The following is a 24564-nucleotide window of genomic DNA, read 5'->3' as shown; positions in this document are numbered from 1 at the left end:
GCATCCGGGCCTGACGACCGGCACCGCATCGCGCGGTGCCTCAACTTCGGCTGTGTGCCCGCGCGTCTCAGTGCTGCGCGGCCTTGTAGCGTTCCACCTCGACGTAGCGCGTGAGATAGACACGTGCCTTTTCCCGCGTATCGGTGGTGACCCGATCGGCAGCCTGCCGCGCACTGCTTTTGCCGTGGGACGAGCTCATCTCGGCCATCAGGTACGACTGGAAGGCATCGTGCATGACCTTCAGCTGTCCCTGGCAGGCATTGAGCGCATCCGCGGCCACGTCCTTGGGCGTGCCTTTGCCTGCGATGCCGTTGCCGACATTGCCCTGCACGCAGTCCATGTACTTCGCCCGTTCGGCCTGCCAGGCGGGAGCGGGCTGGGCTGCTTCCTGGGTGGCCGCAGCTGATGGTGTCTCGACCGGCGGCTGCGACGAACTGCATGCCGCCAGGAGCACGGCCAATGGGAGCGATGCGCCGACGAGCCCGATCAGGCGTCGGGACGGCTTTGCCGTGCGTCGGGAGGTTTGGAGGGCGGCGGTGCCGGCTTGTGCTGGATTAGGGGCGGTTTTCTGTTGCATGCTCCAAAGACACAGTCGTTTGATACGGGTTCCAGAAGTGCTTGCGCTTATTTGCAAGAAAGTATGACCGAGTCCTGTCTGATGTATGTCAGAGGCAGGCCCATCCCGTGTCAGACAAAATCGCATTTCCGTATGTGCATGGCAGACCTATGCTTTAGAGGCGGTTACAACACATGACTCATTGGAGGAAATCATGAAACGTCGAACCTTCCTGTCAGCCGGCAGCGCTGGACTGGTGGGCCTGTCGGGCCTGGGCGTGCTGGCAGGCTGCAGCGTGACCGGACCCAAGGATAGTGGCGATAGCGCGTCCAAGCGTCGCGAGATCGATATCGGCGCCACCGATACGTTGAATCGCCTCTACACCACCACCAAATCGGCTCAGGACCTGGGCGCCAAGGCCAAGGGCATTCTGATCTTCCCCAAACTGCTTTCGGCCGGCTTTGTTGTTGGCGGGGAGTATGGCGACGGCGTCCTGCGCTCCGGCGGGGCCGACAGGGGCTACTACCGCGCGATCTCCGGCTCATTCGGCTGGCAGGTCGGCGCACAGTCGAAGGCATTCATCCTGATGTTCATGACCCAGGACGCCTACGAGAAATTTGTGCACAGCAGCGGCTGGCAAGTGGGCGTGGATGCCACGGTGGCGCTGGCCACGATCGGCGCCAACGGCCAGATCGACACCAACACGGCGCAGCAGCCGATCATCGGTTTCGCGATGACCAACGCCGGCCTGATGGCAGGCCTGAGCCTGGAGGGCACAAAAATTTCCAAGCTCACGATTTGAGACACCACGCAAGACCTTGCGTGAGCGCCCGAGGTATCCCTGAGCGGCCCGAATAGCCGCCAGCCACACGAGGCACTGTGATCCAGCAGGCGTCCATGGCGCGAACCACGCGGTTCGGCACTGTGGACGCCTTCTCTTTTGCGCATCGGCTCCGCACTGACCCGTTAGAATTCGTCCCTTCCCTTTTTTTCGTACGCGAGGCCGAATTCACATGTGGTTCAAGAATCTCCAGGTTCATCGTTTTTCCGCACCGTGGACGCTTTCCGCTGAAGACGTCGAGGCCTGCCTGGCCAAGCATGCGTTCTACCCCGGCACCAGCCTCGAGATGCAGACGCAGGGCTGGGCATCGCCGCGCGACAACGACCAGCTCGTGCACTGCGTGAATCGCCAGATGCTGCTGGTACTGCGCACCGAAAAGAAGCTGCTGCCTGCCACCGTGGTCAACCAGGTCACCAAGGCCCGTGCCGCCGAGCTCGAAGAGCAGCAAGGCTTCAAGCCCGGCCGCAAGCAGCTCAAGGAACTGAAGGAACAGGTCACGGAAGAACTGCTGCCGCGCGCCTTCAGCATCCGCCGCGACACGCGCGTCTGGATCGACCCGGTCAATGGCTGGCTGGCCATCGATGCGGCTGGTACGGCCAAGGCCGATGAAGTGCGCGGCATGCTGTTCAAGGCCATCGATCCGCTGCCCGTGGCCAACCTGCACGTGAACCAGTCGCCGGTGGCCGCCATGACCGAATGGCTTGCCACGGACACCGCGCCGGCCGGCTTCACGGTCGACCAGGAAATCGAGCTCCAGTCGAGCAGCGAAAGCAAGGCCACGGTCCGTTACGTCCGCCACCCGCTCGACCCCGAAGACCTGCGCCGCCATATCGCCGCGGGCAAGCGCTGCACGCGCCTGGCCATGACGTGGAATGACCGAGTTTCGTTCGTGCTGACCGATGCCCTGGCGATCAAGCGCGTGAACCCTCTCGACGTCATCAAGGAGCAGGCCGACGCCACGCTGCACGATGAAAACGAACGCTTCGACGCGGACTTTGCGTTGATGGCGGGCGAACTGGCGGGCCTGCTGGCCGACCTGACCGAAGCGCTCGGCGGCGAGCGTAAGCCGGAAGGCGCAGAAGCTCAGGCAGAGATCCGCAAAGCGGCCTGATCGCCCGATCCGTCCGCCAACCTGGCGGCAAGCTCAATCGACCGTCAGCACGATACGGGTGCCCTGCCTGCCGGCACGCGACCAGACATCGGCCACGTTGGCCATGGATTCCAGTTCGAAATCCATGGTGAGGTCACCGTCGCTCGCACAGGCCAGGATATCGTCGGCCAGTGTCTTCAGGTAACCGCCCGGCGGATGGTTCGCCGGGCCACAGCCCATGAGCTGAACGCGCGAATCGCGCAGCACGCCGGGTGCGAGCATCAGGCACCCGGCGCCGCGATCCACCGCGGTCACGATGCGTATGCCTCGGTCAAACACTGACGCCGGCATGCCGTCGCCCTGCACCAGCGCCGCCAGCAGCAATTCCAGCGTTTCCCCCCAGACGAAGTCGATCACCACGTCGATACCGCTTTCCGCAAAAGTGGCGAAGGTGTGCTGGAGGACACTTGGAGGTTGCCCAAGATCGATCAGTGCATCGGCGCCGAGTGCGGACAATGACTCGGGCCGTCGGCTGGCGGCAATGACACGCGCCGCCCCCTGCAGCCGCGCGGCCTGCACGGCAAGGCGGCCCACCAGGCCCGACGCACCGAGCACCAGTACGGTCTCTCCGGGTTCGATGTCCGCGCGCATTGCCAGCGGCAGCCATGCGGTCAAGGCCGGCCCGACCAGCGCGGCGGCCACCGCCGAACCAACGTCATCCGGCAGCGGTGCCACCCATTCTGCGGGCGCATACTCGGCCATCGCCCCGAACGGGCAGCGGCCGGTGCGGAAGTAGACGCGCCGTCCGTCCTCCAGCCGCCCGACGCCATCGCGGCCGCATATGAACGGCAACTGCGACGGCGTGCAGGAATGAAGTCCCTTTGCAATGGCGATGTCCGCCGGGCGAATCACGGCGGCCTGGACGCGAACGATGACCTCTCCGTCGGACGGACACGGGTCTTTGAAGCTGGTGAAGCGAGGTGTCTCGCCGAAGTGGTGTTGGACTACTGCTTGCATCGATGACTCTCCTTGGTGGTGTGTGCCATCGATCGTATGGAGAGACGCCCCGGAAATCTTTGAGCCGATTCTGAAAAGACAGGGCAGCGTGGCCTCACGGAATCAGAAGCCGGCGCGGATTGCGGATCGTGGACAAGCGCCAAAAGAAAAAACGGACATCAGGCTCTCGCCCGATGTCCGCCCATTTCCCGTCCTGGCTGCCGTCTTCTTGGTGCGGCAGCCGACCCATCAATCCCAGGACAGCGCCCCGCCCGTCTGATACTCGATGACGCGCGTCTCGAAGAAGTTGCGTTCCTTCTTCAGGTCGATCATCTCGCTCATCCACGGGAACGGGTTTTCCTCGTTCGGGAACAGCTGCTCCAGCCCGATCTGCTGGCAGCGGCGGTTGCAGATGTAGCGCAGGTAGCCCTTGAACATCGGCGCGTTCAGGCCCAGCACGCCGCGCGGCATGGTGTCCTCGGCGTAGCGGTATTCCAGGTCCACGGCCTTCTTGAACAGTTCGGTGATCTCGGCCTTGAACTCCGGCGTCCACAGGTGCGGGTTCTCGAGCTTGATCTGGTTGATCAGGTCGATACCGAAATTGCAGTGCAGCGACTCGTCGCGCAGGATGTACTGGTACTGCTCGGCGGCGCCAGTCATCTTGTTCTGGCGGCCCATCGCCAGGATCTGCGTGAAGCCCACGTAGAAGAACAGGCCTTCCATGATGCAGGCGAACACGATCAGCGACTTCAGCAGCTTCTGGTCGTTCTCCGGCGTGCCGGTCTTGAACGACGGGTCGGTCAGCGTGTCGATGAACGGGATCAGGAACTCGTCCTTGTCGCGGATCGACTGCACTTCATGGTACGCGTTGAAGATCTCGGCTTCATTCAGACCGAGCGACTCCACGATGTACTGGTACGCGTGCGTGTGGATGGCCTCTTCGAAGGCCTGGCGTAACAGGTACTGGCGGCATTCCGGGGCCGTGATCTGGCGGTAGGTGCCCAGCACGATGTTGTTGGCGGCCAGCGAGTCGGCCGTCACGAAGAAGCCCAGGTTGCGCTTGATGATGCGGCGCTCGTCCTCGGTCAGGCCGTTCGGGTCCTTCCACAGGGCGATGTCGCGCGACATGTTGATTTCCTGCGGCATCCAGTGGTTCGCGCAACCGGCCAGGTACTTTTCCCACGCCCACTTGTACTTGAACGGCACGAGCTGGTTCACGTCCGTGGCGCCGTTGATCACGCGCTTGTCGGCGGCGTTCACGCGGCGCGTGCTTTGCGCGGCGGCGGCGTTCGGGTTGTTGCCAAGGATGCCCGGCGCGGTGGCGGCCGGCGGCAGCACACCCTGCTCGTCGGCAGTGGCGGCGGCAGCGGCGGGTTGCAGGGCAGGCTGCGGTGCGGCCTGCGGTGTGGCTTGAACGTCGTCGTCCCAGCTCAGCATGTTGTTTTCTCCGAAATTCGATTAGGGGCGGCTCAGGCGCTGCGCGTCAGCGGTTGATGCGCCGCCCTCTCCCCCGGCCCCTCTCCCGCACAGCGGGAGAGGGGAGCAGACCGAGGGTGACTCAATGTATTACTGGCAGGCTTCGCACTCTTCGAAGCCGGGGTCGCCCGGACGCATCGTGCAGACCGCGCCTTCGGCTTCCGGCATGGCCGGGGCTGCCGATGCTGCCGCGTCGATGCCCGACTGCCCGTCAGCGCCCGACGACACCGCGTTCAGCGAACCGCGCGTCACGGTGGACTTCTCCACGTGCGTGGCGGCAATCGTGCGCAGGTAGTACGTGGTCTTCAGGCCACGCAGCCAGGCCAGCTTGTACGTGTCGTCCAGCTTCTTGCCCGATGCACCGGCCATGTAGATGTTCAGGGACTGGGCCTGGTCGATCCACTTCTGGCGGCGGCTGGCGGCTTCCACGAGCCAGGTCGGTTCCACTTCGAACGCGGTGGCGTAGATGTCGCGCAGGTCTTGCGGGATGCGGTCGATGCGGGCCAGCGAACCGTCGAAGTACTTCAGGTCGGCAACCATCACTTCGTCCCACAGGCCGCGTTCCTTCAGGTCGCGCACGAGGTAGTCGTTCACCACCGTGAATTCGCCCGACAGGTTCGACTTCACGTACAGGTTCTGGAACGTCGGCTCGATGCAGGCGGACACGCCGATGATGTTCGAAATGGTCGCGGTCGGGGCGATCGCGATGCAGTTCGAGTTGCGCATGCCGTGCTGCTTGATGCGGGCGCGCAGGCTGTCCCAGTCCATCGTCGACGACAGGTCCACGTCCAGGTAGCCACCGCGCTCGTCGGCCAGCAGCTTCAGCGAGTCTTGCGGCAGGATGCCGCGATCCCACAGCGAACCTTCATACGTGCTGTAGCGGCCGCGCTCTTCGGCCAGTTCGGTCGAAGCGTGGTAAGCGTAGTAGCAGACCGCTTCCATCGACGTATCGGCAAACGTCACCGCGGCGTCGCTGGCGTACGGCGTGCGCAGCACGTGCAGGCAGTCCTGGAAGCCCATGATGCCCATGCCCACAGGACGGTGGCGCAGGTTCGAGTTGCGCGCCTTCTCCACCGCGTAGTAGTTGATGTCGATCACGTTGTCGAGCATGCGCATCGCGGTGCGGACCGTCTTCTGCAGCTTGGCGTGGTCCAGCACGTACGTACCGTCGGCCTGCTGCGTCAGGTGGGCCACCAGGTTCACCGAACCGAGGTTGCACACGGCGATTTCGCTTTCGTTCGTGTTCAGCGTGATTTCCGTGCACAGGTTCGAGCTGTGCACCACGCCCACGTGCTGCTGCGGGCTGCGGATGTTGCACGGGTCCTTGAACGTGATCCACGGATGGCCGGTTTCGAACAGCATGCCCAGCATCTTGCGCCACAGCTGCATGGCCGGGACCTTCTTGAACAGCTTCAGTTCGCCGTTGGCGGCCTTGGCTTCGTAGCCCAGGTAGGCCTGCTCGAATGCCTTGCCGACCTTGTCGTGCAGGTCCGGGCAGGAAGCCGGCGAGAACAGCGTCCATTCGCCGTTTTCCATCACGCGCTTCATGAACAGGTCCGGAATCCAGTTGGCCGTGTTCATGTCGTGCGTGCGGCGGCGGTCGTCGCCGGTGTTCTTGCGCAGCTCGAGGAATTCCTCGATGTCCAGGTGCCACGTCTCCAGGTACGCGCAGACCGCGCCCTTGCGCTTGCCGCCCTGGTTCACGGCCACGGCGGTGTCGTTGACCACCTTCAGGAACGGCACAACGCCCTGGCTCTTGCCGTTGGTGCCCTTGATGTGCGAGCCCAGCGCGCGCACGTTGGTCCAGTCGTTGCCCAGGCCGCCGGCGAACTTCGACAGCAGCGCGTTTTCCTTGAGCGCTTCGTAGATGCCTTCGAGGTCGTCCGACACCGTGGTCAGGTAGCACGACGACAGCTGCGAGCGGCGCGTGCCCGAGTTGAACAGCGTCGGCGTGGACGACATGAAGTCGAACGACGACAGCAGCTGGTAGAACTCGATCGCGCGGGCTTCACGGTCCTTCTCTTCGAGCGCCAGGCCCATGGCAACGCGCATGAAGAATGCCTGCGGCATTTCGATGCGCACTTCGTCCACGTGCAGGAAGTAGCGGTCGTACAGCGTCTGCAGGCCCAGGTAGTTGAACTGGAAATCGCGCGAGGCGTCCAGTGCGGCGCCCAGGCGGGCCAGGTCATACGTGGCCAGCTTTTCGTCGAGCAGTTCGGCCTCGATGCCGCGGGCAATGAACTTCGGGAAGTACTCGGCGTACTTCGTCGACATCTCGGCCTGCGTCACTTCGGCGCCCAGGATTTCCTTGCGGATCGTGTGCAGCAGGATACGGGCGGTCACCTGGCTGTAGGCCGGGTCCTTCTCGATCAGCGTACGCGCGGCCAGGATGGCCGAGTCGTAGACCTGCGTCATCGGCACGCCGTCGTACAGGTTCTTGAGCGTTTCCTTCAGGATCGGCTCAGCGCTCACGGCATTGCCAAGGCCACCGCAGGCGTTGTCGATCAGCGAGTGCAGCGCCACCAGGTCCAGCGGGTGGGTTGTGCCGCCATCGGTCACGTTGACCGACACGCCGGCTTCCTGCACGCGGGCCACGGCCTGTGCGTTGGCCTGGGCACGCTCCTGCGTGCGCTTCTCGCGGTACAGCACGTAGGCGCGGGCTACCTCATGTTCGCCCGAGCGCATCAGCGCGAGTTCGACGTGATCCTGCACGTCCTCGATATGGAACGTGCCGCCACTCGGACGGCTGCGCACCAGCGCGCGCACCACGTTCTGGGTCAGTTGATCGACAACCTCGCGTACGCGGGCGGACGCCGCGCCCTGGCCACCGTTCACGGCCAGGAACGCCTTGGTCATGGCCACGGTGATCTTGTTCGGCTCGAACGACACCACGGCGCCGTTGCGGCGGATCAACTTGTAGTCCTGGTAGTTGACGCCTGCAGTGGCGGGATTCTGCTGCGTACCGGCTGCTGCGCCGACAACGCCAGTTGCGCCAGTCACGCCGGTGGTTTGTTGTTCGTTTTGGGCCGTTTGCATGAGGTAACTCCTGTATTAACCCTGTATGAATACTTCTGGTTCTTGTACTGAGACGACAAAGTCCCTAGCAAAATGCGCTCTTTACGACACTTGATTCAGACCAGACCAGATGCGAACCAAACTGCTCGTGCGGACACTTTGCTAGGGACTCTTGGTACTGCGCCGCCCCAGATAACCCATATGCGTTAGACGCCGCCAATGGCTGCGGCGTCTTGTGCACTTGCGGGGCGGCTCCCCGGCGGCACCACTACATCTTGTGGTGCCGTTCAAAAACTGGGCTAAGTATAGTGAAACGAGATCGAATGACCAGTCTTGACAAGCGCTGGCGCCGCGTTGAGACGGCCTGTGCGGCAGCGCCACATTCCCGCAAAGCGCGCTGCCTCAAGGCTTCACGGCATCACGTTCGGTGGCGCACAAAATTTCGAAAATTTTTTAATGGGAATGGATCACCGATAGGTGACCCAGGATGGGGCGGGCTTGCAGTCGCCGGGGGCGCGATTGTAGCCGCCATTGGTGCGAAATGAGGCGGCGAACACGCAACTGCACAAGTATTTTTCAGGGCGATGACACCTTTGGGGCACAAGGTTTTGTTGGCGCCACTTCCGGACTTTGAACCGCCACCAGCGATTTGCGGCGTTTGCGCAACACCAGTGAAAGTACCTACGCCGTCGCGCCCACTGAGTTGCCCAGTGAGCCTGCCGCCACACCCGTCACCGCGTTTTGGGCAGGTATGGCAGCAGTCCCGCCGGCAGACCGGCCAGACTGGCAAACCGGTCCCAGTCGAAATGCGGCCCGGGGTCGGTCTTGCGTCCGGGCGCGATGTCGCTGTGCCCGGCGATTCCCTGGATCGGATAGGCGGCGCGCAGCGCATTTACCAGCGTGGCGACGGTGTCGTACTGCGCGAGCGTGAACGGCTGGTCGTCCGTGCCTTCAATCTCGATGCCAATCGAGAAATCGTTGCAACGCTGGCGGCCGCGGTAGTCGGACTGGCCGGCATGCCAGGCGCGGTGCGTGCAGCCGACAAACTGCACAAGCTCGCCCTCGCGCGTGACCAGGAAGTGGGCAGACACCCTGACGTCGCGGATCGTCTCGAAGAACGGATGGCGCGATGCATCGAGCCGGTTCTGGAAAAATGCCTCGATGTCGCCGGTGCCGAACTGCCCCGGCGGCAGGCTGATGTTGTGCAGCACCACCACGTCCACGGGCGTGCCCTCGGGGCGGGCATCGAAGTTCGGTGACGGCACGCGGCGCGCGGCCGGGACCCAGCCGTCGGCATCGGGCAGATACGCGTGAGCCCGGTCCGCTGCGTCAGCCATCGCGGCCCTCCCCCTCGGCCAGTGATTCGCTGTCGTCACGGCCGTCGCGCGCTTCGCGTTCATCGCGAATCTCGAGTTGCTCGATCCGGTAGCGCAACTGGCGGAAGTTCAGGCCCAGCAACGGCGCCGCCGCGGTGCGGTTGAAGCCGGTCTGGCGCAACGCGCGCAGGATCAGTTCGCGCTCCACGGTCTCCAGGTGCGCCGGCAGGTTGATCGGGAACGCGATGTCCGCTGGCGCGTCGGCCGGAGGGTCGGCCTTGGTGACCGGCATTGGCACGGGTGCGGCCTCGGGCACCATCGCACCGGGCGGCATGGCGCCATTTGCCGCCCAGGCGCCTGCGCTACCCCACTGGTGATAGGCGGCCGATGGTGGAGGCACGGGCGCGGGCACGGCGGCCAACGGCACGGGCACCGGCATCAGCGTCGCGCGCTCGATGCCGGCGTCCAGCGGCCCCAGATCGGCCACCTCGATCTCTTCGATTTCCTCGCTCTCGGCAAACGCGTACGCGCGTTCGAGCAGGTTCTCGAGTTCACGCACGTTCCCCGGGAACGGATACGCACACAGCCACTCCAGCGCAGTACGCGACAGCCGCTTCGGCTGAGCGTCGCTGTAGCGCACGGCCAGGTGCTCGAGGATGGCGCGGGCGAGAACCGGCACATCCTCCGCACGCTCGCGCAGCGTCGGCATGCGCAGTTCCAGCACATTGAGTCGATAGTACAAGTCCTGCCGGAATGCGCCGGTGGCCACCATGGCGGCCAGGTCCTTGTGGCTGGCGCACATCACGCGCACATCCACGCTTTCTTCCTTGCTCGCGCCAATCTTGCGCACGCGCCGCTCCTGCAGCGCACGCAGCAGTTTGACCTGCATCGCCAGCGGCAAGTCGGCCACTTCGTCGAGCAGCAACGTGCCGCCGTTGGCCGCCTGGAAGAAGCCGCCACGCTCGGCATCCGCGCCGGTGAAGGCGCCTTTGACATGGCCGAAGAATTCGGCCTCCATCAGCGTCTCGGGGATCGCGCCGCAGTTCACGGCCACGAACGGATGTGCCGATCGCGCGCTGATCGCATGGATCGCACGGGCGGCGCGCTCCTTGCCGCTACCCGACTCACCGCTGATGACCACGGGCGCCATGCTGCGCGCCAGACGCGGCAGCGAACGCCTCACCTCGTGAATGGCGGGCGACATCCCGGGCAGCAAACCCACCACGCGATCCCCGATATCAGCCACGTCGCCAGTCGTCGCGCCATCGGCACCCGCGCGTTGCTGGCGGCCCATTACATTGAGAATCAGCGTGCGAAGCTGGTCCAGCGAAACCGGCTTGGCGATGTAGTCGAATGCGCCAGCCTTGAGCGCGTCCACAGCGTTGTCCGCGCTGCCATATGCGGTGATCACGGCCACCGGCGTGCGCTCGGGCGATGCGGAAAGCTGGCGCACGATCTCGATACCGAGGCCGTCGCCGAGCCGCATGTCGGTCAGCACCAGGCTGTAGCGCCGTTCGGCCAGACGCAGGCGTGCTTCGGCAAGCGATCCGGCCATCACCACGTCATGGCCCATGCGCCGCAGCGAGATTTCCAGCAGCTCGCGCAGGTCGGCCTCGTCGTCGATGACGAGAATCGGGTCGGGTGCGGGCGATCGGGGGGGCATGGATGTCTGTGTCCTGGCCGTTGGTTGGTATCGTCGATATCGTCGATATCGCTACGCGCTGACGACGTCGGGCATCTCGATGCGCAACGTCAGCACGAATGCTTTGCTCGGCAGTGTATCGCGAGCCCCGCCCATCAGCAGCCCGGTCCGGTCGAGCAGGTCGTCCAGCGCAACCGCGCCGTAGCGCACCTGGGCATCGTTGGCGCCGCACAGCTCGCGCGCCATGAAAAGCCCAAGCCCCGTGCCCTGGGGGTTGCTGGTGAAGAACGGCTCGAACAGGCTGCGCTGCTGCTCGCGCGTGACTTCGGCGCCATCGTTCCAGACGATCAGCTCGGCATGGTGCTGGTCGAGCGCGTGGGCCAGCATGCGAATCGATCCGGGCAGCCGGCTGCAGTAGCGCCACGCGTTGTCCAGCAGGTTGCCAAGCACCTGCTGCAACTGCGACGTGTCGAAGATCACCGGGCCCTGCAGGTCCACGGTGATGCGAACGGCATTGGCGTTGACTTCGGCGCGGGCGCCTGCGCGCGAGCGCATCTCCAGCCGCCAGCGGTCGACGATCTCGGGCAGCGCGCGGGCGAGGTCGATGGCGCTATGCCCGGTGCGCGGCCGGCGCGAAAGCTGCAGCACGTCCGAGATGACCTGGTCGAGCCGCCTTACGTTGTCGCTGATGATGCGCAGCAGGCGGGCGTCGATATTGCCGTCGCCGCCGCGGGAATCGGCCAGCAGTTCGTTGGCCTGGCTGATTGCCGCCAGCGGGTTGCGGATCTGGTGTGCCACGCTGGCCACCAGCCGGCCCATCGCCGCGAGTTTCTCCTGCTGGACCTGCTCGGCAATGCGCTCCCAGCTTTCAATATGCACCAGCACCGTGTCGCGCATTTCACTGCGCAGCAGCGCTTCATCCTGGGGGCTCCAGGCCATGGCCTCGTTCTGCGCGATGGCCAGCCGCAGGCGCGCCGCGCCCTCGGGCGACATGTCTTGCCAGCCGGCTGAATCGAGCCCCGACGGCGAAGTCAGCGCGCCGGCCAGCGTCGAGCGCAGCCCGGCCAGGCCCGGCAGCACGAAGCGCAGCCGCAGGCGCGTATGCACCGGATTGCGCGCCGAGGACGGGCGTGACTGCAACGGCAGCAGTTGCAGGATGCGCGGTACATCGTCCTTCTTGTGAATCCAGTCGCGCAGCATTTCCAGCAGCGGCTGCAGGCGCGCGATACGGCGCAGGTCGAACAGCACGCTCTCGCGCTCGCCCACGCGGACCTGGCCATCGCGAATACGCTCGTGCGGCTGCACGCCGAGCAGCACGATCGCCGCAGGGTTCGCCGCCACCACCACGCCGTTGGCGCGCACCAGCATCACGCCATCCTGCATGTCGTTGACCATCAGCCGGTTCACAAGCTGCTGCAGGCGCAGTTCCTGCTCGCGTGCCAGCGCCAGTTGCTCCTGGGCGATCTGGCGATTGGCGAGCATGTACATCACCAGCGCCGCGATCATGAACACGAACCCGAACAGGCCCGATCCGAGCAGGTTTGCGTCGGCCTGACGCGCGAGCAGCGTCTGCAGGAACGGCTGCCCCATCACCAGCAGCGCGGAGACTGCCGCGGTAAAAAGCGCGAACAGCAGGCTGGTCAGCGCGCCCGCCTCGATCGCGGGCAGCAGGAAGATCATCCCCAGCCCTTCGCCACTGCTGCCGATGTGCCCAAGCACCGCGTAGATCGACGCCAGCAGCACCAGGTCGACCAGCACCTGCGCGCGCACCCGCACATGAAAGTGGCGGCGCCACAAGGTACCGAACAGCGTGACGATGGCAATGCACAGGTATGGCACCACGACCGGCATCGCCGCTGCCATCCGCGCGTTGGTGGCAAGACTCAGCCCGCTGCCGCCCACGGCGGCGCGCTCGAGCGGCAGCCAGGCATACCCCAGCAACAGCAGCGCGACGGCCAGCCGCGTCCAGCAGAAGTAACGCTGAAGGCGCCAGTGGAATTCGGGCGGCTCCGGCTGGCGCCAGAGCCCGACCAGCACGCGCCAGCCGTTCAGGCGGGACCAGGCCGATGCCGGCCTTGTCATGAGCGCGCGCCGTTGTCGCCCTCGCCGGGCATGTCGGGCAGATGGCTGCGGCGGCAGTAATGCAGGCCGTGCCAGGCAATGGCGTCACCGCGTGGCAGATGCACGCCGCAGTGGGCGCACTGGACCATCGGCTCGGTATCCTGGCCGTTGCCGCCATTGCCGCCATTGCCGCTGGCCTGCGAGCGCCGCTGCGCCGGCCGCTCCGTGGCCTGACGCGCGCTGGCGCGCTGGCGCAGCCACCAGAAGATGCCCAGCACGATGGCCAGCAGTAAGAGGATTCTTGCCATGTCGGGGCGCGAGGATCAGGTGATACGGTGCAGCACCACTTCCATCACGAAGCGGCTGCCCACATAGGCCAGAAGCAGGGTGCCGAACGAGGCGATCACCCAGCGCAGCGCGGTGCGGCCGCGCCAGCCCCGGAAATGGCGTCCGATAAGGATGCCGCCGAACATCAGCCACGAGATGATGGCGAATACGGTCTTGTGATCGACACGGAACGCGCGCGCGAACAACTGCTCGGAGAACAGGAAACCCGACACGATCGTTAATGTCAGCAGCACGAAGCCAGCTGCGATCAGGCGGAACAGGAGCTTTTCCAGCGTCAGCAGCGGGGGCAGCAGGTCCAGCCAGCGCCCGAGCCACTGCGCCGATGCGGACTCGCTCGACGCCGGACGATTGAAGCCATGCAGGCGCCGTTCGGCCAGCAGCATCAGGAACGCATGGAACGCGGCCAGCGTGAACAGGCCGTAAGCCACGTTGGCGATCACGAAATGAAGCTTGAACAGCGGGCGCGCCGCGTAACCAAGGATCAGCGACCCGGGGAACGCCAGCGGAATCAGGCTGGCCAGCATCGCCACCGGGAACACGATCAGGCCCAGCCCGGCCAGCGAAAAGAAGAAGCTCTCGATCCAGTAGATGCCCACGCCAAGCCACAGCATCGCGGACAGCGCGAACGCGAAGCCGAACACCATGCGGTCCGCCGGGAAGATCGTTTCATGCAGCAGTACGCCGTGGCTGACCAGGGCGGCCAGTACCAGCGCATGCCACCAGAGCGGCTGGCCTTCGGTGCGCCCGCCGGCCGGCGTTGGCGGCGGCATCAGCACAGCCGTGGCCGAGGCGCCCGGGCGCCCGGGATGGCCGAGCGAGGCCCCGCCGGCAGCCGCCAGCTGCGGGTTGCGTGTGGCCCAGCCATAAAAGGCCAGGCCGCAGTAGAGAATTGCCGTCAGGGCATACAGTACAATGGCCATTTGCGCAGTTTACCTTAGTGCCTCTGTCGGTGGATTCGCTGGTGGATTCCCGCCACAATGCTGCCACGGCACCACCTGCGCCCCGCACACAAGCCGATTTTCCTCCCCCCTTCCTGCCATGCTGGATAACCTCACTCAACGCCTGGCGCGGGTCGTCAAGACCATGCGCGGCGAGGCCCGACTGACCGAGGCCAACACCGCCGAGATGCTGCGCGAAGTGCGCCTTGCCATGCTCGAAGCCGACGTGGCGCTGCCGGTCGTGCGTGACTTCATTGCCCGCGTCAAGGAAAAAGCCCTTGGCGAGGATGTGGTCAGCAGCCTCACGCCGGGCCAGGCCCTGGTTGGCGTGGTGCAGCGCGAACTGACCGCGGTCATCGGCGGCGACGAAGCCGTTGCCGACCCGAAGTCGAACGAACTGAACCTGAACGTCCAGCCACCGGCGGTCATCCTGATGGCCGGCCTGCAAGGTGCCGGCAAGACCACAACCTCGGGCAAGCTGGCCAAGTGGCTCAAGGAGAACAGGAAGAAGAAGGTCCTGACGGTATCGTGCGACGTGTACCGCCCCGCCGCTATCGCCCAGCTCAAGACCGTGTCGGAGCAGGTCGGCGCCGATTTCTTCCCGTCTCAGCCGGACCAGAAGCCGATCGAGATTGCCCGTGCCGCGCTGGACTGGGCGCGCAAGCACTATCACGATGTGCTGATCGTCGACACGGCCGGCCGGCTCGGTATCGACGAGGCGATGATGCAGGAGATCGCCGCGCTGAACACCGAACTGAAGCCCGCCGAAACGCTGTTCGTAGTCGACGCGATGCTGGGCCAGGATGCCGTCAACACGGCCAAGGCGTTCAATGACGCAATGCCGCTGACCGGCGTGGTGCTGACCAAGCTCGATGGCGATGCCCGTGGCGGCGCCGCGTTGTCCGTACGGCACATTACCGGGCGTCCGATCAAGTTCGTGGGCGTCGGCGAAAAGCTCGACGGCCTCGAACCGTTCTTCCCGGACCGCATGGCCCAGCGGATCCTGGGCATGGGCGACATCCTCGCGCTGGTGGAGGAAGCCCAGCGCGGCGTGGACATGGAAGCCGCCGAGAAGCTGGCCAAGAAGATCAAGAAGACCGGCGGTTTCGATCTTGAGGACTTCAAGGCGCAAATCGGCCAGATGAAGAAGATGGGCGGCCTTGGCAGCCTGGTCGACAAACTGCCCGCTCAGTTCGCGCAGCAGGCGCAGGGCGCCAACATGGATCAGGCGGAAAAGCAGGTGCGCCGCATGGAAGGCATCATCAACAGCATGACGCCGGCCGAGCGCGCCAAACCCGAACTGATCAAGGCCAGCCGCAAGCGCCGCATCGCGGCCGGCGCCGGTGTGCCGGTGCAGGAGGTCAACCGCCTGCTGAACCAGTTCGACCAGATGCAAGGCATGATGAAGAAGCTCAAGGGCGGCGGCATGATGAAGATGATGCGCCAGATGGGCGCCATGAAGGGCGGCATGAAGGGCCTGTTCAACCGCTGACCGGCGGGAAAGCACGGCCATCCCCCCGCAAGACAAGCAAAGCAAGAACAGGACAACGATCATGATGACCGCTGAACAGGCCCGCGAACTCTGGCTCGGCTCCGAGGAAATTGTCAGCGCCCAGGAGGTGCAGGACTCGCTGGACCGCATGGCCCACGACATCACGGAGAAAATGGGCAACGCATTCCCGCTGGTGCTGTCGGTGATGGGCGGCGCCGTCGTATTCACCGGCATGCTGCTGCCCAAACTGCAGTTCCCGCTGGAATTCGACTACATCCACCTCTCGCGCTACAACAACAAGACCGTTGGCGGCGAGATGCAATGGCGCGTGGCGCCGCGCGAATCGGTCAAGGACCGCGTCGTGCTGGTGCTCGACGACATCCTCGATGAAGGCGAAACGATGGCGGCCATCCGCCAGCGCATCATGGACATGGGCGCGAAGGAATTCCACGCCGCCGTGCTGTGCGAAAAGACGCTGACCAAGATCAAGCCGATGCACCCGGACTTCTGCGGCTTCCATGTACCAGACCGCTACGTGTTCGGCTGCGGCATGGACGTGAAGGGCTACTGGCGCAACCTCGGCGCGATCCGCGCGCTGGTTTGAGGTTTGCCTTGGCGCCCGGGAGCCGCCAAGAAAACGAAGCGCAGCGGTTCTGGCTAGACGCGCGGCCGCAGACAGTACAACTGGTACGGCAAGGCCGCGCAACGACGCCAGAATCGTTTTATTGGTGGCGCCTCTATCCGTGGGGGTGGGCGCCGAGGATCGGCAGCAACGACGCCAGCAGCAGCAGGGCCATCGTCACATTGAAGACCCGCAGCACACGCGGCCGTGCCAGCCACCGGCGCAGCGCCGCACCAAAGACCGCCCACGTGGCCACGCTGGGCAGGTTGATCACCGCGAACAGGCAAGCCATCACCAGTGCATTGACCCAGATATTGGCATCGAGCACATAGGTGCTGCACGCACCCACTGCCATCACCCAGGCTTTCGGATTGACCCACTGGAATGCGGCCGCACGCAGGAAGGTCATCGGCCTGGCCACCTCGCGGTCCTGCACGCCGCCGGCTGTCGCCAGCTTCCACGCAAGCCAGACCAGATAGGCCGTAGCCACCACCCGCAACAGGTTCCACGTCCACGGCAACGCCGTAAAGACAGAGCCCAGGCCCAGCCCAACCAGCGCCACCATCACCGAGAACCCGATGCTGATGCCCAGCAGGTGCGGCACGGTACGCGCGATGCCGAAATTGACGCCAGAGGCGAGCACCATCGTGTTATTGGGACCGGGCGTGATCGACGAGACCAGCGCAAACGCGCAGAAAGCCAGCAGCACGCCGGAACCGGCGGCCAGATCGGGCAGAGCCATGACAGGCGCTCCAACTGAAATCGGGGAAAGGCGTTCAGTCTAGGCAGGTCTGCCTATACAGTACCGGTACAGTTGGCGAGATAAGTACCGGTACGGGATTGGGCAAGGCACCGGCCGCACTGGAAGCCCGACAAGCCCGGCTCAGACGCTGCTTCGATACGGCTGCTCGCGCAGCCACTTGGTGGCGATCCACTTTTCGCCCGCTTCCACGGGCAGGCCCGCGTGCAGCGTACGCTCGTCAAGCGTGCCATCGGGCAGCTTGTAGCTGAACAGGACCGCGTTGCCCTTGACCGGCGCCACATCAAGCCCGATGCGCGGGAACGCCGTGGCGCCGCCTGCGGGCGGGCTATTCAGGTAGATCACCATCGTGGCGACGCGCTGCCCGCCCACGCGCAGCTGGCGTGCTTCGCCGGGACGCTTCGGATTGAAGAAATCGAAGTGCGGCTGGTACTCGCCGCCGGGCTTGTAGTTGAGGATCTGCAGCCCTTCTCCGTGATCGACAGGCACGCCCGTCACCGCCGCGATGCGCGCTTCGATGCGCTGGAGCAGCGCATGCTCGCCCACCTGGAACATCGCGCCCATGCTGGTGCGTGCGTCGATCAGGTTCTCGTCGCCGGTATCGGGATTCACCACGGGCGAGCGCTGCAGGCGGTTACGCGCCAGCGTCACAAGCGCATCGCACTCGGCGTGATCGAGCAGGCTTTGCAGCAGCATGATGCGCGGCGATTCCAGCTTGAACAGGACCGGAATCTCGCGATCTTCGTGGCGGAATACGTTGTTGCCGGTAGCCGCCGAGGGCCGTGGCGTTGCCTTCCGCGACGCGGGGGTCAGTGCCGGTGCAGTCCCTGTGGCAACCGGCTGCGGGCGACCCATTGCCGCATTGACCGTGTCGCGTGCAAACGTGGCGTCGTAGCCAGAGCGCAGCATCGAGAGCACCAGCGACTCGGCGTCGAAGCCTTGCGCGATATGGCGCGCCAGCCAGCGCTCCAGCTCGGGCGAAGACGCGCAGTAACCTGCGCGGGAATCGCGCGTCATGACGGATTGGCCAGGCGTTGCGGGGAGAACGGATTGCGGGCGGGCGATTCCGGCGGCAGCGTGCGGCGCGCCGGCGGCGGAGCGATGGCCCCGGCCGCGTCAGGATCGCCCGCGATCGTTACGGTCGCTTCGGAGTATTGCCAGCGCTTCCATGCCGCCAGCACGGCGTTCGGATACTCGGGGCGTCCGCGGCTGCCGTTGTAGCGGCCCAGCGCCAGGAACAGGTCGCCGTTCTCGCGATCGAGATAGTGGCGCAGGATCGTGCAGCCGTAACGCAGGTTGCTCTGCAGATGGAACAGCTTGCGTGTGTCGCCGTCACCGATGCTGCGCACCCAGAACGGCATCACCTGCATCAGCCCGCGCGCATCGGCCGAACTGATCGCGTACTTGCGGAAGTTGCTCTCAACCTGCACCAGGCCCAGCACCAGCGAGGGCTCCAGCCCGGCGCGCTTGGCCTCGTAGTAGACGGTCTCGATCAGCTCGACACGCACCTGCGCCTCGGGAATCCTGGCTTCCAGCCGGCGCGACATCTCGCCCAGCCATTTCAGGTAACCGAGCCGTTCCGAGCCGGAAGCAAAGGCCGGACGTACCGGCCGGTTGTCCGCGATTGCTGCGGCCAGTGCGCCGCGCACGGAGTCAGCCAAGGCCTCCTCCTTCTGTGCGCCCGCGTGGGCATTCGCCACCAGCGCGGCGCAGAACAGGCCGCCGATCCATGCGGACCAGCGGTTGCGCGTCGGCAGGCCGGGCATGCGCATCGTTGCCGATTCCGATCAGCCGGCCAGCAGGTTGCGCACGTGCGCAACCACGTCGGCCACGGCCACCGGGGTGGCCTGTGCATCGCGGCGGCCCTGGTATTCGACCTTGCCTTCCTTGAGGCCACGGTCGCCCACCACCACGCGGTGCGGCACGCCGATCAGTTCCCAATCGGCGAACATCACGCCTGGGCGTTCGCCACGATCATCCAGGATCACATCCACGCCGGCGGCCAGCAGTTCGGCATGGATGCGGTCGGCCTCGGCCTTGACCGCCTCGTTGCGGTCATAGCCAACCGGGCACACCACCACGGCGAACGGTGCAATCGCGGCGGGCCAGATGATGCCGCGCTCGTCGTAGTTCTGCTCGATGGCAGCGCCGAGGATACGGGTAACGCCGATGCCGTAGCAGCCCATCTGCATCGGCTGCGTCTTGCCGTTCTCGTCAAGGAACGTGGCGCTCATCGACTCCGAATAGCGGGTGCCGAGCATGAACACGTGGCCCACTTCAATACCACGGCAGATCTCCAGCGTGCCCTTGCCGTCCGGCGAGGCATCGCCGGCCACCACGTTGCGCAGGTCCGCCACGGTCGGCTCGGGCAGGTCGCGGCCCCAGTTCACGCCGGTGTAGTGATAGTCACGATCGTTGGCGCCGCAGCAGAAATCGCTCATGTTGGCGACGGTGCGGTCCGCCACCACCTTGACCGGCTTCTTCGGGCCGATCGGGCCCAGGTAGCCCGGGGGCGAGCCGAAGGTATCGACGATCTCGTTCTCGGTGGCGAAGCGGAATTCGGTCAGGCCCGGCACCTTCGATGCCTTCACTTCGTTCAGTTCGTGATCGCCGCGGATCAGCAGCAGCCAGATCTGGGCACCGGCGTCGCTGTCGGCAGCCAGCACGATCGACTTGACCGTCCGGGTCAGCGGGATACCCAGGAACTCGGCCACATGCTCGCACTTGGCCTTTTCAGGGGTCGAGGTCTTCTTCAGTTCCTCGGCCGGCGCGGCCCGGCTGGCCAGCAGCGGCAGCGCCTCGGCGGCCTCCATGTTAGCCGCGTAGTCGGAGGTCGGGCAGTACACGATGGCGTCTTCACCGGTATCGGCGATCACATGGAACTCGTGCGAGCCCGAGCCGCCGATGGCGCCGTTGTCGGCGGCCACGGCACGGAACTCCAGGCCGAAACGCTGGAAGATGCGCACGTACGTGTCGTACATGTTCGTGTAGGACGCCTTCAGGCCGTCGGTATCACGGTCGAACGAGTAGGCGTCCTTCATCGTGAACTCGCGGCCGCGCATGATGCCGAAGCGCGGACGGCGCTCGTCGCGGAACTTGGTCTGGATCTGGTAGAAGTTGACCGGAAGCTGTTTGTAGCTGCGGATCTCGCTGCGCGCGATGTCGGTCACCACTTCCTCGGAAGTCGGCTGCACGGCGAAATCGCGCTCGTGGCGGTCCTTCAGGCGCAACAGTTCGGGGCCCATCTTGTCCCAGCGGCCGGTTTCCTGCCACAGTTCGGCGGGCTGGATCACCGGCATCGACAGTTCCACGGCGCCGGCGCGGTTCATTTCCTCGCGAACGATGTTCTCCACCTTGCGGATCACGCGCAGCCCCACCGGCATGTAGTTGTAGATGCCGGCGCCGAGCTTCTTGATCATGCCGGCCCGCATCATCAGTTTGTGCGACACGATTTCCGCGTCGGCGGGGGCTTCCTTGAGGGTGGAAATGAAGAATTGCGAGGCTTTCATCCGTTGCTTTCTCGTAAAACCGGGCGCCACCGGGCTTCCCGGCCGCGCCGCGGTGCGGCATCCATTGGGCGGGACGCGCCTGAAACTGCCCATTCCGTCGGGGAAAACCAGCATTCCCGCCGTCAGGCCGACCCGCGCGCATCCTTTATAATCGACGTAATTCTAAAGGATTCGAGGTGCAGTCATGCTCGATCGTGAAGGCTTTCGCCCGAACGTCGGCATCATCCTCATCAACGCACGCAACGAGGTTTTCTGGGGCAAGCGAATCGGCGAACACTCCTGGCAGTTTCCGCAAGGTGGCATCAAGTACGGCGAGACGCCGGAACAGGCCATGTTCCGCGAACTGCACGAAGAAGTCGGCCTGCTTCCGGAGCATGTCAGGATCGTCGGTCGCACGCGCGACTGGTTGCGTTATGAGGTGCCGGACAAGTTCATCCGCCGCGAGATCCGCGGCCATTACAGGGGCCAGAAACAGATCTGGTTCCTGCTGCGCATGGTCTGCCGCGACTGCGACGTCCACTTGCGCGCGACCGACCATCCCGAGTTCGACGCCTGGCGCTGGAGCCAGTACTGGGTGCCGCTGGATGCCGTGATCGAGTTCAAGCGCGACGTCTACCAGATGGCGCTGACCGAGTTGTCGCGCTTCCTGAATCGCGGACGCGTGCCATTGAGCCCGTACGGCAATCATGGCCACCATCACGGCGGCCACGGCAGGTACGGCGAACAGGCGCGGCAGCCGAAGCCCGAGGTGACAGTGGCAACGGATGCCACGGATGCCACGGACGCCACGGACGCAGCGGACGCAACGGAAGCAGCGGCGGCTGCCACTGCATCGGCTACCATACGGGCGGCCGCGCAGGACGCTTCGCGCGCAGTCTCCCCTGCTGTACCCGTATCGCCGGTCTGTCCGGCGCCCACCCAACGGAGTTCCGATGATTAGTTTCAGCAGCCGGCGTGTGTGCGCCGGCCTGTTGCTGGCAAGCGCCTGCCTGGCCCTGACGGCCTGCAAGACCACCGACAAGGGCCTGCCCAAGGAAGAAGAGCAGGCTGCGGACACCCCCAGCGGCAAAGGCCAGGCGGCCAGTTCGTGGATAAACCCGTTCGGCGACAAGCCGTTCAAGGAGGGCGCGGCAACGCTGCCCGCGCTGCCCCGTGACGAGGACCTGATTCCGTTCTCGGTCAATGGCTCCAGTGAGTTCCGCTTCGCGGTGGATCCCAAGTCGATCTCCGTGGGCGATGACAACGTGGTCCGCTACACGGTGGTCATTACCAGCAAGGGCGGCGGCCGCAATGTGAGCTACGAAGGCATTCGGTGCGACGCCTTCGAGCGTCGACTCTACGCAACGCTGCCCAGAGGGGCCTCCGAGTGGATCCCCAATCGCGGCGAGGACCGTGACATGTGGCGACGCATGGATACCGGCTCGCGCAATGCCTACTCTGCCACGCTGGCAACGGACTATTTCTGCGAAGGCCACACTGTTGCGGGCAAGCCGGACAAGCTGATCCGCGACCTGAAGGCATACGCCCCCGTTTTCTGACCGTCAGTGACAGAAACAAGAAACGGCGAGGTCCTTGCGGGCCTCGCCGTTTTTCTTTGTGCCTCCCGGCGGCGCGCTCAGATCAGCACGAGGTTGTCGCGATGGATCAGTTCAGGCTCATTCAGATGGCCGAGCACCGATTCAATTTCCGATGACGGCTTGCGCGCGATCAGGCGCGCCTCGGCGCTCGAGTAGTTGGTAATCCCGCGAGCCACTTCCTGCCCGGCCGGATTGACGCAGGCGATCACCTCGCCCCGGGCGAACTCGCCCTGCACTTCCACCACGCCAATCGGCAGCAACGACTTGCCACCCGTGACAAGCTTCTCCACGGCGCCCGCGTCGATCACGACCCGGCCGCGAAGCTGCAGGTGGTCGGCCATCCACTGCTTGCGCGCTGTCAGGCGGCCGGTCGGTGCCAGCAGTTGCGTACCGATGGCCTCGCCGGCGGCGAGCCTGCCGAGCACATCCGTTTCGCGGCCCGAGGCAATCGTCGTGTGGGCGCCCGATTTCGCCGCCCGCTTGGCTGCCAGGATCTTGGTCAGCATGCCGCCTCGGCCAATGGCCGTGCCGGCGCCGCCCGCCATCGCTTCAAGCTCGGGCGTGCCGGCCAGCGCTTCATGGACGAACTCGGCGTTCGGGTCCTTGCGCGGGTCGGCCGTGTACAGGCCGCGCTGGTCGGTCAGGATCACGAGCGCGTCGCCTTCGATCAGGTTGGTCACCAGCGCGCCAAGCGTATCGTTGTCGCCGAACTTGATTTCGTCGGTGACGACTGTGTCGTTCTCATTGATGATCGGCACCACGCCGAGCGCCAGCAGCGTCAGCAACGTGGAGCGGGCGTTGAGGTAGCGCTCGCGATCGGCCAGGTCGGCGTGCGTCAGCAACACCTGTGCAGTGCGGATGCCGTATCGGCCGAACTGGCTTTCATAGACCTGCGCCAGGCCCATCTGGCCCACGGCCGCAGCGGCCTGCAGCTCATGGATTTCCTTCGGCCGGCGCGCCCAGCCCAGCCGCTGCATGCCTTCGGCAATGGCGCCCGAGCTGACCAGCACAACTTCCTTGCCCGTGCCACGCAGCTTGGCGATCTGTGCCGCCCAGCGCGCGATGGCGTCGTGATCGAGCCCTTTACCGTCGTTGGTGACCAGGCTTGAACCCACTTTGACGACAATACGTTTTGCCTGGGCGATGACCGATTGCATGGCGGAATCCTGTCTCCGTGGTGCCTTGTTGTAGTTGCCTTACGCTTCGCTGTCGTCGCGATCGACGTTATGGAGCCGGTCGTCGAGGCGGATATCGGGTTCGGCCAGCGCGGCGGCCTCCTCGGCCTTCAGCGCGGCCAGGTGGTCCTTGATCGCGTAGATGAGTTCGCGGCAGCCTTCGCCGGTCAGGGCCGAGATATGGAACACCGGGCCCTTCCACTTGAAGCGCTTGATGAAGTCCTTCACACGCGCGGCACGTTCCTCCTCGGGAACCATGTCGAGCTTGTTCAGCACCAGCCAGCGCGTCTTGTCGTGAAGCTCTTCGTCGTACTTCTTCAGTTCGTTGACGATCGCGCGTGCTTCGGCCACCGGGTCGATGTTCTCGTCGAACGGCGCGATATCGACGATATGCAGCAGCAGGCCGGTACGTTGCAGGTGACGCAGGAACTGGTGACCCAGGCCGGCGCCTTCCGCCGCACCCTCGATCAGGCCGGGAATGTCCGCGACGACGAACGACTGCTCGTGGTCCACGCGCACCACGCCGAGGTTCGGATGAAGCGTCGTGAATGGGTAATCCGCCACCTTCGGGCGTGCGTTCGACACATGCGTGATGAACGTGGACTTGCCCGCGTTGGGCATGCCCAGCAGACCCACGTCGGCCAGCACCTTCAGTTCGAGCTTGAGCATGCGGCGCTCGCCCGGCTTGCCGTCGACTTGCTGGCGCGGCGCACGGTTGGTACTCGACTTGAAGTGGAGGTTGCCCCAGCCGCCCATGCCGCCCTCGGCCAGGCAAACCTGCTGACCATGCTCGGTCAGGTCGGCAATGACCTCGCCGGTGTCCATGTCGGTGATTAGCGTGCCCACCGGCATGCGCAGCGTAACGTCCTCACCCGCCGCGCCATAGCAGTCGGAGCCACGGCCGTTCTCACCGTTCCGGGCCACATGCTTCTTGGCGTAGCGGAAATCGATCAGCGTATTGATATTGCGGTCTGCCTGCGCAAACACGCTGCCGCCGCGGCCGCCGTCACCGCCATCGGGGCCACCGAAGGGCACAAATTTCTCGCGCCGGAACGAAGCGCTTCCGTTGCCGCCATTGCCGGCGATCGCTTCGATACGGGCTTCGTCAATGAACTTCATGTTGGTTTTCCGTGGTGGTTCCGGCGCGTGA

21 protein-coding genes are annotated in these 24564 nt (G+C 65.0%); 6 read left to right on the top strand and 15 right to left on the bottom strand.

Annotated features, from left to right (window positions below):
- Positions 1-67: 67 nt before the first annotated feature.
- Entirely contained in the window at positions 68-577 is a 510-nt protein-coding gene (locus B552_RS0113685) for a hypothetical protein (protein WP_237718212.1), read from the bottom strand.
- A gap of 193 nt (positions 578-770) precedes the next feature.
- Here B552_RS0113685 and B552_RS0113680 point away from each other — a divergent pair, with 193 nt between their 5' ends.
- Both B552_RS0113680 and B552_RS0113675 read left to right on the top strand, forming a co-directional pair.
- Positions 771-1358, top strand: coding sequence for a YSC84-related protein (locus tag B552_RS0113680; RefSeq protein WP_019449592.1), 588 nt, complete (start codon positions 771-773; stop codon positions 1356-1358).
- A gap of 211 nt (positions 1359-1569) precedes the next feature.
- The gene (locus B552_RS0113675) at positions 1570-2508 is read left to right on the top strand and encodes a recombination-associated protein RdgC (protein WP_019449591.1); all 939 of its coding nucleotides are present in this window, start codon (positions 1570-1572) and stop codon (positions 2506-2508) included.
- Positions 2509-2541: 33 nt separating this feature from the next.
- On the opposite strand, the gene B552_RS0113670 is transcribed toward B552_RS0113675, so the two are convergent.
- From B552_RS0113670 to ccsA, 8 genes are all read right to left on the bottom strand, one after another.
- The gene (locus B552_RS0113670) at positions 2542-3504 is read right to left on the bottom strand and encodes a zinc-binding alcohol dehydrogenase family protein (protein ID WP_019449590.1); all 963 of its coding nucleotides are present in this window, start codon (positions 3502-3504) and stop codon (positions 2542-2544) included.
- A 228-nt stretch (positions 3505-3732) separates the two neighbouring features.
- Entirely contained in the window at positions 3733-4920 is a 1188-nt protein-coding gene (locus B552_RS0113665) for a ribonucleotide-diphosphate reductase subunit beta (protein ID WP_019449589.1), read from the bottom strand.
- A gap of 129 nt (positions 4921-5049) precedes the next feature.
- Positions 5050-7995 (bottom strand): ribonucleoside-diphosphate reductase subunit alpha, encoded by a 2946-nt coding sequence (locus B552_RS0113660; protein ID WP_019449588.1) that lies wholly within the window; start codon positions 7993-7995, stop codon positions 5050-5052.
- Positions 7996-8705: 710 nt separating this feature from the next.
- On the bottom strand, positions 8706-9311 hold the full coding sequence (gene ampD, locus B552_RS0113655) for a 1,6-anhydro-N-acetylmuramyl-L-alanine amidase AmpD (RefSeq protein ID WP_019449587.1): 606 nt from the start codon (positions 9309-9311) through the stop codon (positions 8706-8708).
- Positions 9304-10953, bottom strand: coding sequence for a sigma-54 dependent transcriptional regulator (locus B552_RS27490; protein ID WP_019449586.1), 1650 nt, complete (start codon positions 10951-10953; stop codon positions 9304-9306). The genes ampD and B552_RS27490 overlap by 8 nt, the downstream gene beginning before the upstream one ends.
- A gap of 51 nt (positions 10954-11004) precedes the next feature.
- Entirely contained in the window at positions 11005-13014 is a 2010-nt protein-coding gene (locus B552_RS0113645) for a histidine kinase dimerization/phospho-acceptor domain-containing protein (protein WP_019449585.1), read from the bottom strand.
- Complete coding sequence (locus tag B552_RS0113640) at positions 13011-13301, bottom strand: PP0621 family protein (RefSeq protein WP_019449584.1); 291 nt, start codon at positions 13299-13301, stop codon at positions 13011-13013. The genes B552_RS0113645 and B552_RS0113640 overlap by 4 nt, the downstream gene beginning before the upstream one ends.
- Positions 13302-13316: 15 nt before the next feature.
- On the bottom strand, positions 13317-14261 hold the full coding sequence (gene ccsA, locus B552_RS0113635; RefSeq protein WP_019449583.1) for a cytochrome c biogenesis protein CcsA: 945 nt from the start codon (positions 14259-14261) through the stop codon (positions 13317-13319).
- 118 nt (positions 14262-14379) lie between these two features.
- Here ccsA and ffh point away from each other — a divergent pair, with 118 nt between their 5' ends.
- Positions 14380-15771 carry a signal recognition particle protein gene (gene ffh, locus B552_RS0113630; protein ID WP_019449582.1) on the top strand — a complete coding sequence of 464 codons (1392 nt, stop codon included), beginning with the start codon at positions 14380-14382 and terminating at the stop codon, positions 15769-15771.
- Between the two features lie 61 nt (positions 15772-15832).
- A complete protein-coding gene (locus tag B552_RS0113625) occupies positions 15833-16375 on the top strand; it encodes a hypoxanthine-guanine phosphoribosyltransferase (RefSeq protein ID WP_019449581.1) in 543 nt (180 codons plus the stop codon).
- Positions 16376-16508: 133 nt separating this feature from the next.
- On the opposite strand, the gene B552_RS0113620 is transcribed toward B552_RS0113625, so the two are convergent.
- The 4 genes from B552_RS0113620 to B552_RS0113605 all read right to left on the bottom strand — a co-directional run bounded on the left by B552_RS0113620 (position 16509) and on the right by B552_RS0113605 (position 20662).
- Positions 16509-17135, bottom strand: a complete 627-nt coding sequence (locus B552_RS0113620; RefSeq protein ID WP_019449580.1) for a LysE family translocator — start codon at positions 17133-17135, stop codon at positions 16509-16511.
- A 141-nt stretch (positions 17136-17276) separates the two neighbouring features.
- On the bottom strand, positions 17277-18170 hold the full coding sequence (locus tag B552_RS0113615) for a 2OG-Fe(II) oxygenase (RefSeq protein ID WP_019449579.1): 894 nt from the start codon (positions 18168-18170) through the stop codon (positions 17277-17279).
- A complete protein-coding gene (locus tag B552_RS0113610) occupies positions 18167-18925 on the bottom strand; it encodes a transglycosylase SLT domain-containing protein (RefSeq protein ID WP_019449578.1) in 759 nt (252 codons plus the stop codon). The genes B552_RS0113615 and B552_RS0113610 overlap by 4 nt, the downstream gene beginning before the upstream one ends.
- 15 nt (positions 18926-18940) lie before the next feature.
- On the bottom strand, positions 18941-20662 hold the full coding sequence (locus tag B552_RS0113605; RefSeq protein WP_019449577.1) for a proline--tRNA ligase: 1722 nt from the start codon (positions 20660-20662) through the stop codon (positions 18941-18943).
- Positions 20663-20846: 184 nt separating this feature from the next.
- Here B552_RS0113605 and B552_RS0113600 point away from each other — a divergent pair, with 184 nt between their 5' ends.
- A complete protein-coding gene (locus tag B552_RS0113600) occupies positions 20847-21602 on the top strand; it encodes an RNA pyrophosphohydrolase (protein ID WP_019449576.1) in 756 nt (251 codons plus the stop codon).
- Complete coding sequence (locus tag B552_RS0113595; RefSeq protein WP_019449575.1) at positions 21595-22200, top strand: CNP1-like family protein; 606 nt, start codon at positions 21595-21597, stop codon at positions 22198-22200. The genes B552_RS0113600 and B552_RS0113595 overlap by 8 nt, the downstream gene beginning before the upstream one ends.
- A gap of 77 nt (positions 22201-22277) precedes the next feature.
- On the opposite strand, the gene proB is transcribed toward B552_RS0113595, so the two are convergent.
- Together proB and cgtA are read right to left on the bottom strand one after the other, a co-directional pair.
- The gene (gene proB / locus B552_RS0113590; protein ID WP_019449574.1) at positions 22278-23396 is read right to left on the bottom strand and encodes a glutamate 5-kinase; all 1119 of its coding nucleotides are present in this window, start codon (positions 23394-23396) and stop codon (positions 22278-22280) included.
- Between the two features lie 39 nt (positions 23397-23435).
- Positions 23436-24533, bottom strand: a complete 1098-nt coding sequence (gene cgtA / locus B552_RS0113585) for an Obg family GTPase CgtA (RefSeq protein WP_019449573.1) — start codon at positions 24531-24533, stop codon at positions 23436-23438.
- Positions 24534-24564: the final 31 nt, after the last annotated feature.

The sequence above is a fragment of the Cupriavidus sp. BIS7 genome (genome assembly GCF_000292345.1).
Taxonomy (GTDB): domain Bacteria; phylum Pseudomonadota; class Gammaproteobacteria; order Burkholderiales; family Burkholderiaceae; genus Cupriavidus.
The sequence above is the reverse complement of the archived record's forward strand: the minus strand, read 5'-3'. Positions and strand labels throughout refer to the sequence as shown.

Bases quoted from the DNA above. Each gene is read 5' to 3' on its own strand.
- B552_RS0113685 (WP_237718212.1), bottom strand. From the start codon at position 577: ATGCAACAGAAAACCGCCCCTAATCCAGCACAAGCCGGCACCGCCGCC.
- B552_RS0113680 (WP_019449592.1), top strand. From the start codon at position 771: ATGAAACGTCGAACCTTCCTGTCAGCCGGCAGCGCTGGACTGGTGGGC.
- B552_RS0113675 (WP_019449591.1), top strand. From the start codon at position 1,570: ATGTGGTTCAAGAATCTCCAGGTTCATCGTTTTTCCGCACCGTGGACG.
- B552_RS0113670 (WP_019449590.1), bottom strand. From the start codon at position 3,504: ATGCAAGCAGTAGTCCAACACCACTTCGGCGAGACACCTCGCTTCACC.
- B552_RS0113665 (WP_019449589.1), bottom strand. From the start codon at position 4,920: ATGCTGAGCTGGGACGACGACGTTCAAGCCACACCGCAGGCCGCACCG.
- B552_RS0113660 (WP_019449588.1), bottom strand. From the start codon at position 7,995: ATGCAAACGGCCCAAAACGAACAACAAACCACCGGCGTGACTGGCGCA.
- ampD (WP_019449587.1), bottom strand. From the start codon at position 9,311: ATGGCTGACGCAGCGGACCGGGCTCACGCGTATCTGCCCGATGCCGAC.
- B552_RS27490 (WP_019449586.1), bottom strand. From the start codon at position 10,953: ATGCCCCCCCGATCGCCCGCACCCGACCCGATTCTCGTCATCGACGAC.
- B552_RS0113645 (WP_019449585.1), bottom strand. From the start codon at position 13,014: ATGACAAGGCCGGCATCGGCCTGGTCCCGCCTGAACGGCTGGCGCGTG.
- B552_RS0113640 (WP_019449584.1), bottom strand. From the start codon at position 13,301: ATGGCAAGAATCCTCTTACTGCTGGCCATCGTGCTGGGCATCTTCTGG.
- ccsA (WP_019449583.1), bottom strand. From the start codon at position 14,261: ATGGCCATTGTACTGTATGCCCTGACGGCAATTCTCTACTGCGGCCTG.
- ffh (WP_019449582.1), top strand. From the start codon at position 14,380: ATGCTGGATAACCTCACTCAACGCCTGGCGCGGGTCGTCAAGACCATG.
- B552_RS0113625 (WP_019449581.1), top strand. From the start codon at position 15,833: ATGATGACCGCTGAACAGGCCCGCGAACTCTGGCTCGGCTCCGAGGAA.
- B552_RS0113620 (WP_019449580.1), bottom strand. From the start codon at position 17,135: ATGGCTCTGCCCGATCTGGCCGCCGGTTCCGGCGTGCTGCTGGCTTTC.
- B552_RS0113615 (WP_019449579.1), bottom strand. From the start codon at position 18,170: ATGACGCGCGATTCCCGCGCAGGTTACTGCGCGTCTTCGCCCGAGCTG.
- B552_RS0113610 (WP_019449578.1), bottom strand. From the start codon at position 18,925: ATGCGCATGCCCGGCCTGCCGACGCGCAACCGCTGGTCCGCATGGATC.
- B552_RS0113605 (WP_019449577.1), bottom strand. From the start codon at position 20,662: ATGAAAGCCTCGCAATTCTTCATTTCCACCCTCAAGGAAGCCCCCGCC.
- B552_RS0113600 (WP_019449576.1), top strand. From the start codon at position 20,847: ATGCTCGATCGTGAAGGCTTTCGCCCGAACGTCGGCATCATCCTCATC.
- B552_RS0113595 (WP_019449575.1), top strand. From the start codon at position 21,595: ATGATTAGTTTCAGCAGCCGGCGTGTGTGCGCCGGCCTGTTGCTGGCA.
- proB (WP_019449574.1), bottom strand. From the start codon at position 23,396: ATGCAATCGGTCATCGCCCAGGCAAAACGTATTGTCGTCAAAGTGGGT.
- cgtA (WP_019449573.1), bottom strand. From the start codon at position 24,533: ATGAAGTTCATTGACGAAGCCCGTATCGAAGCGATCGCCGGCAATGGC.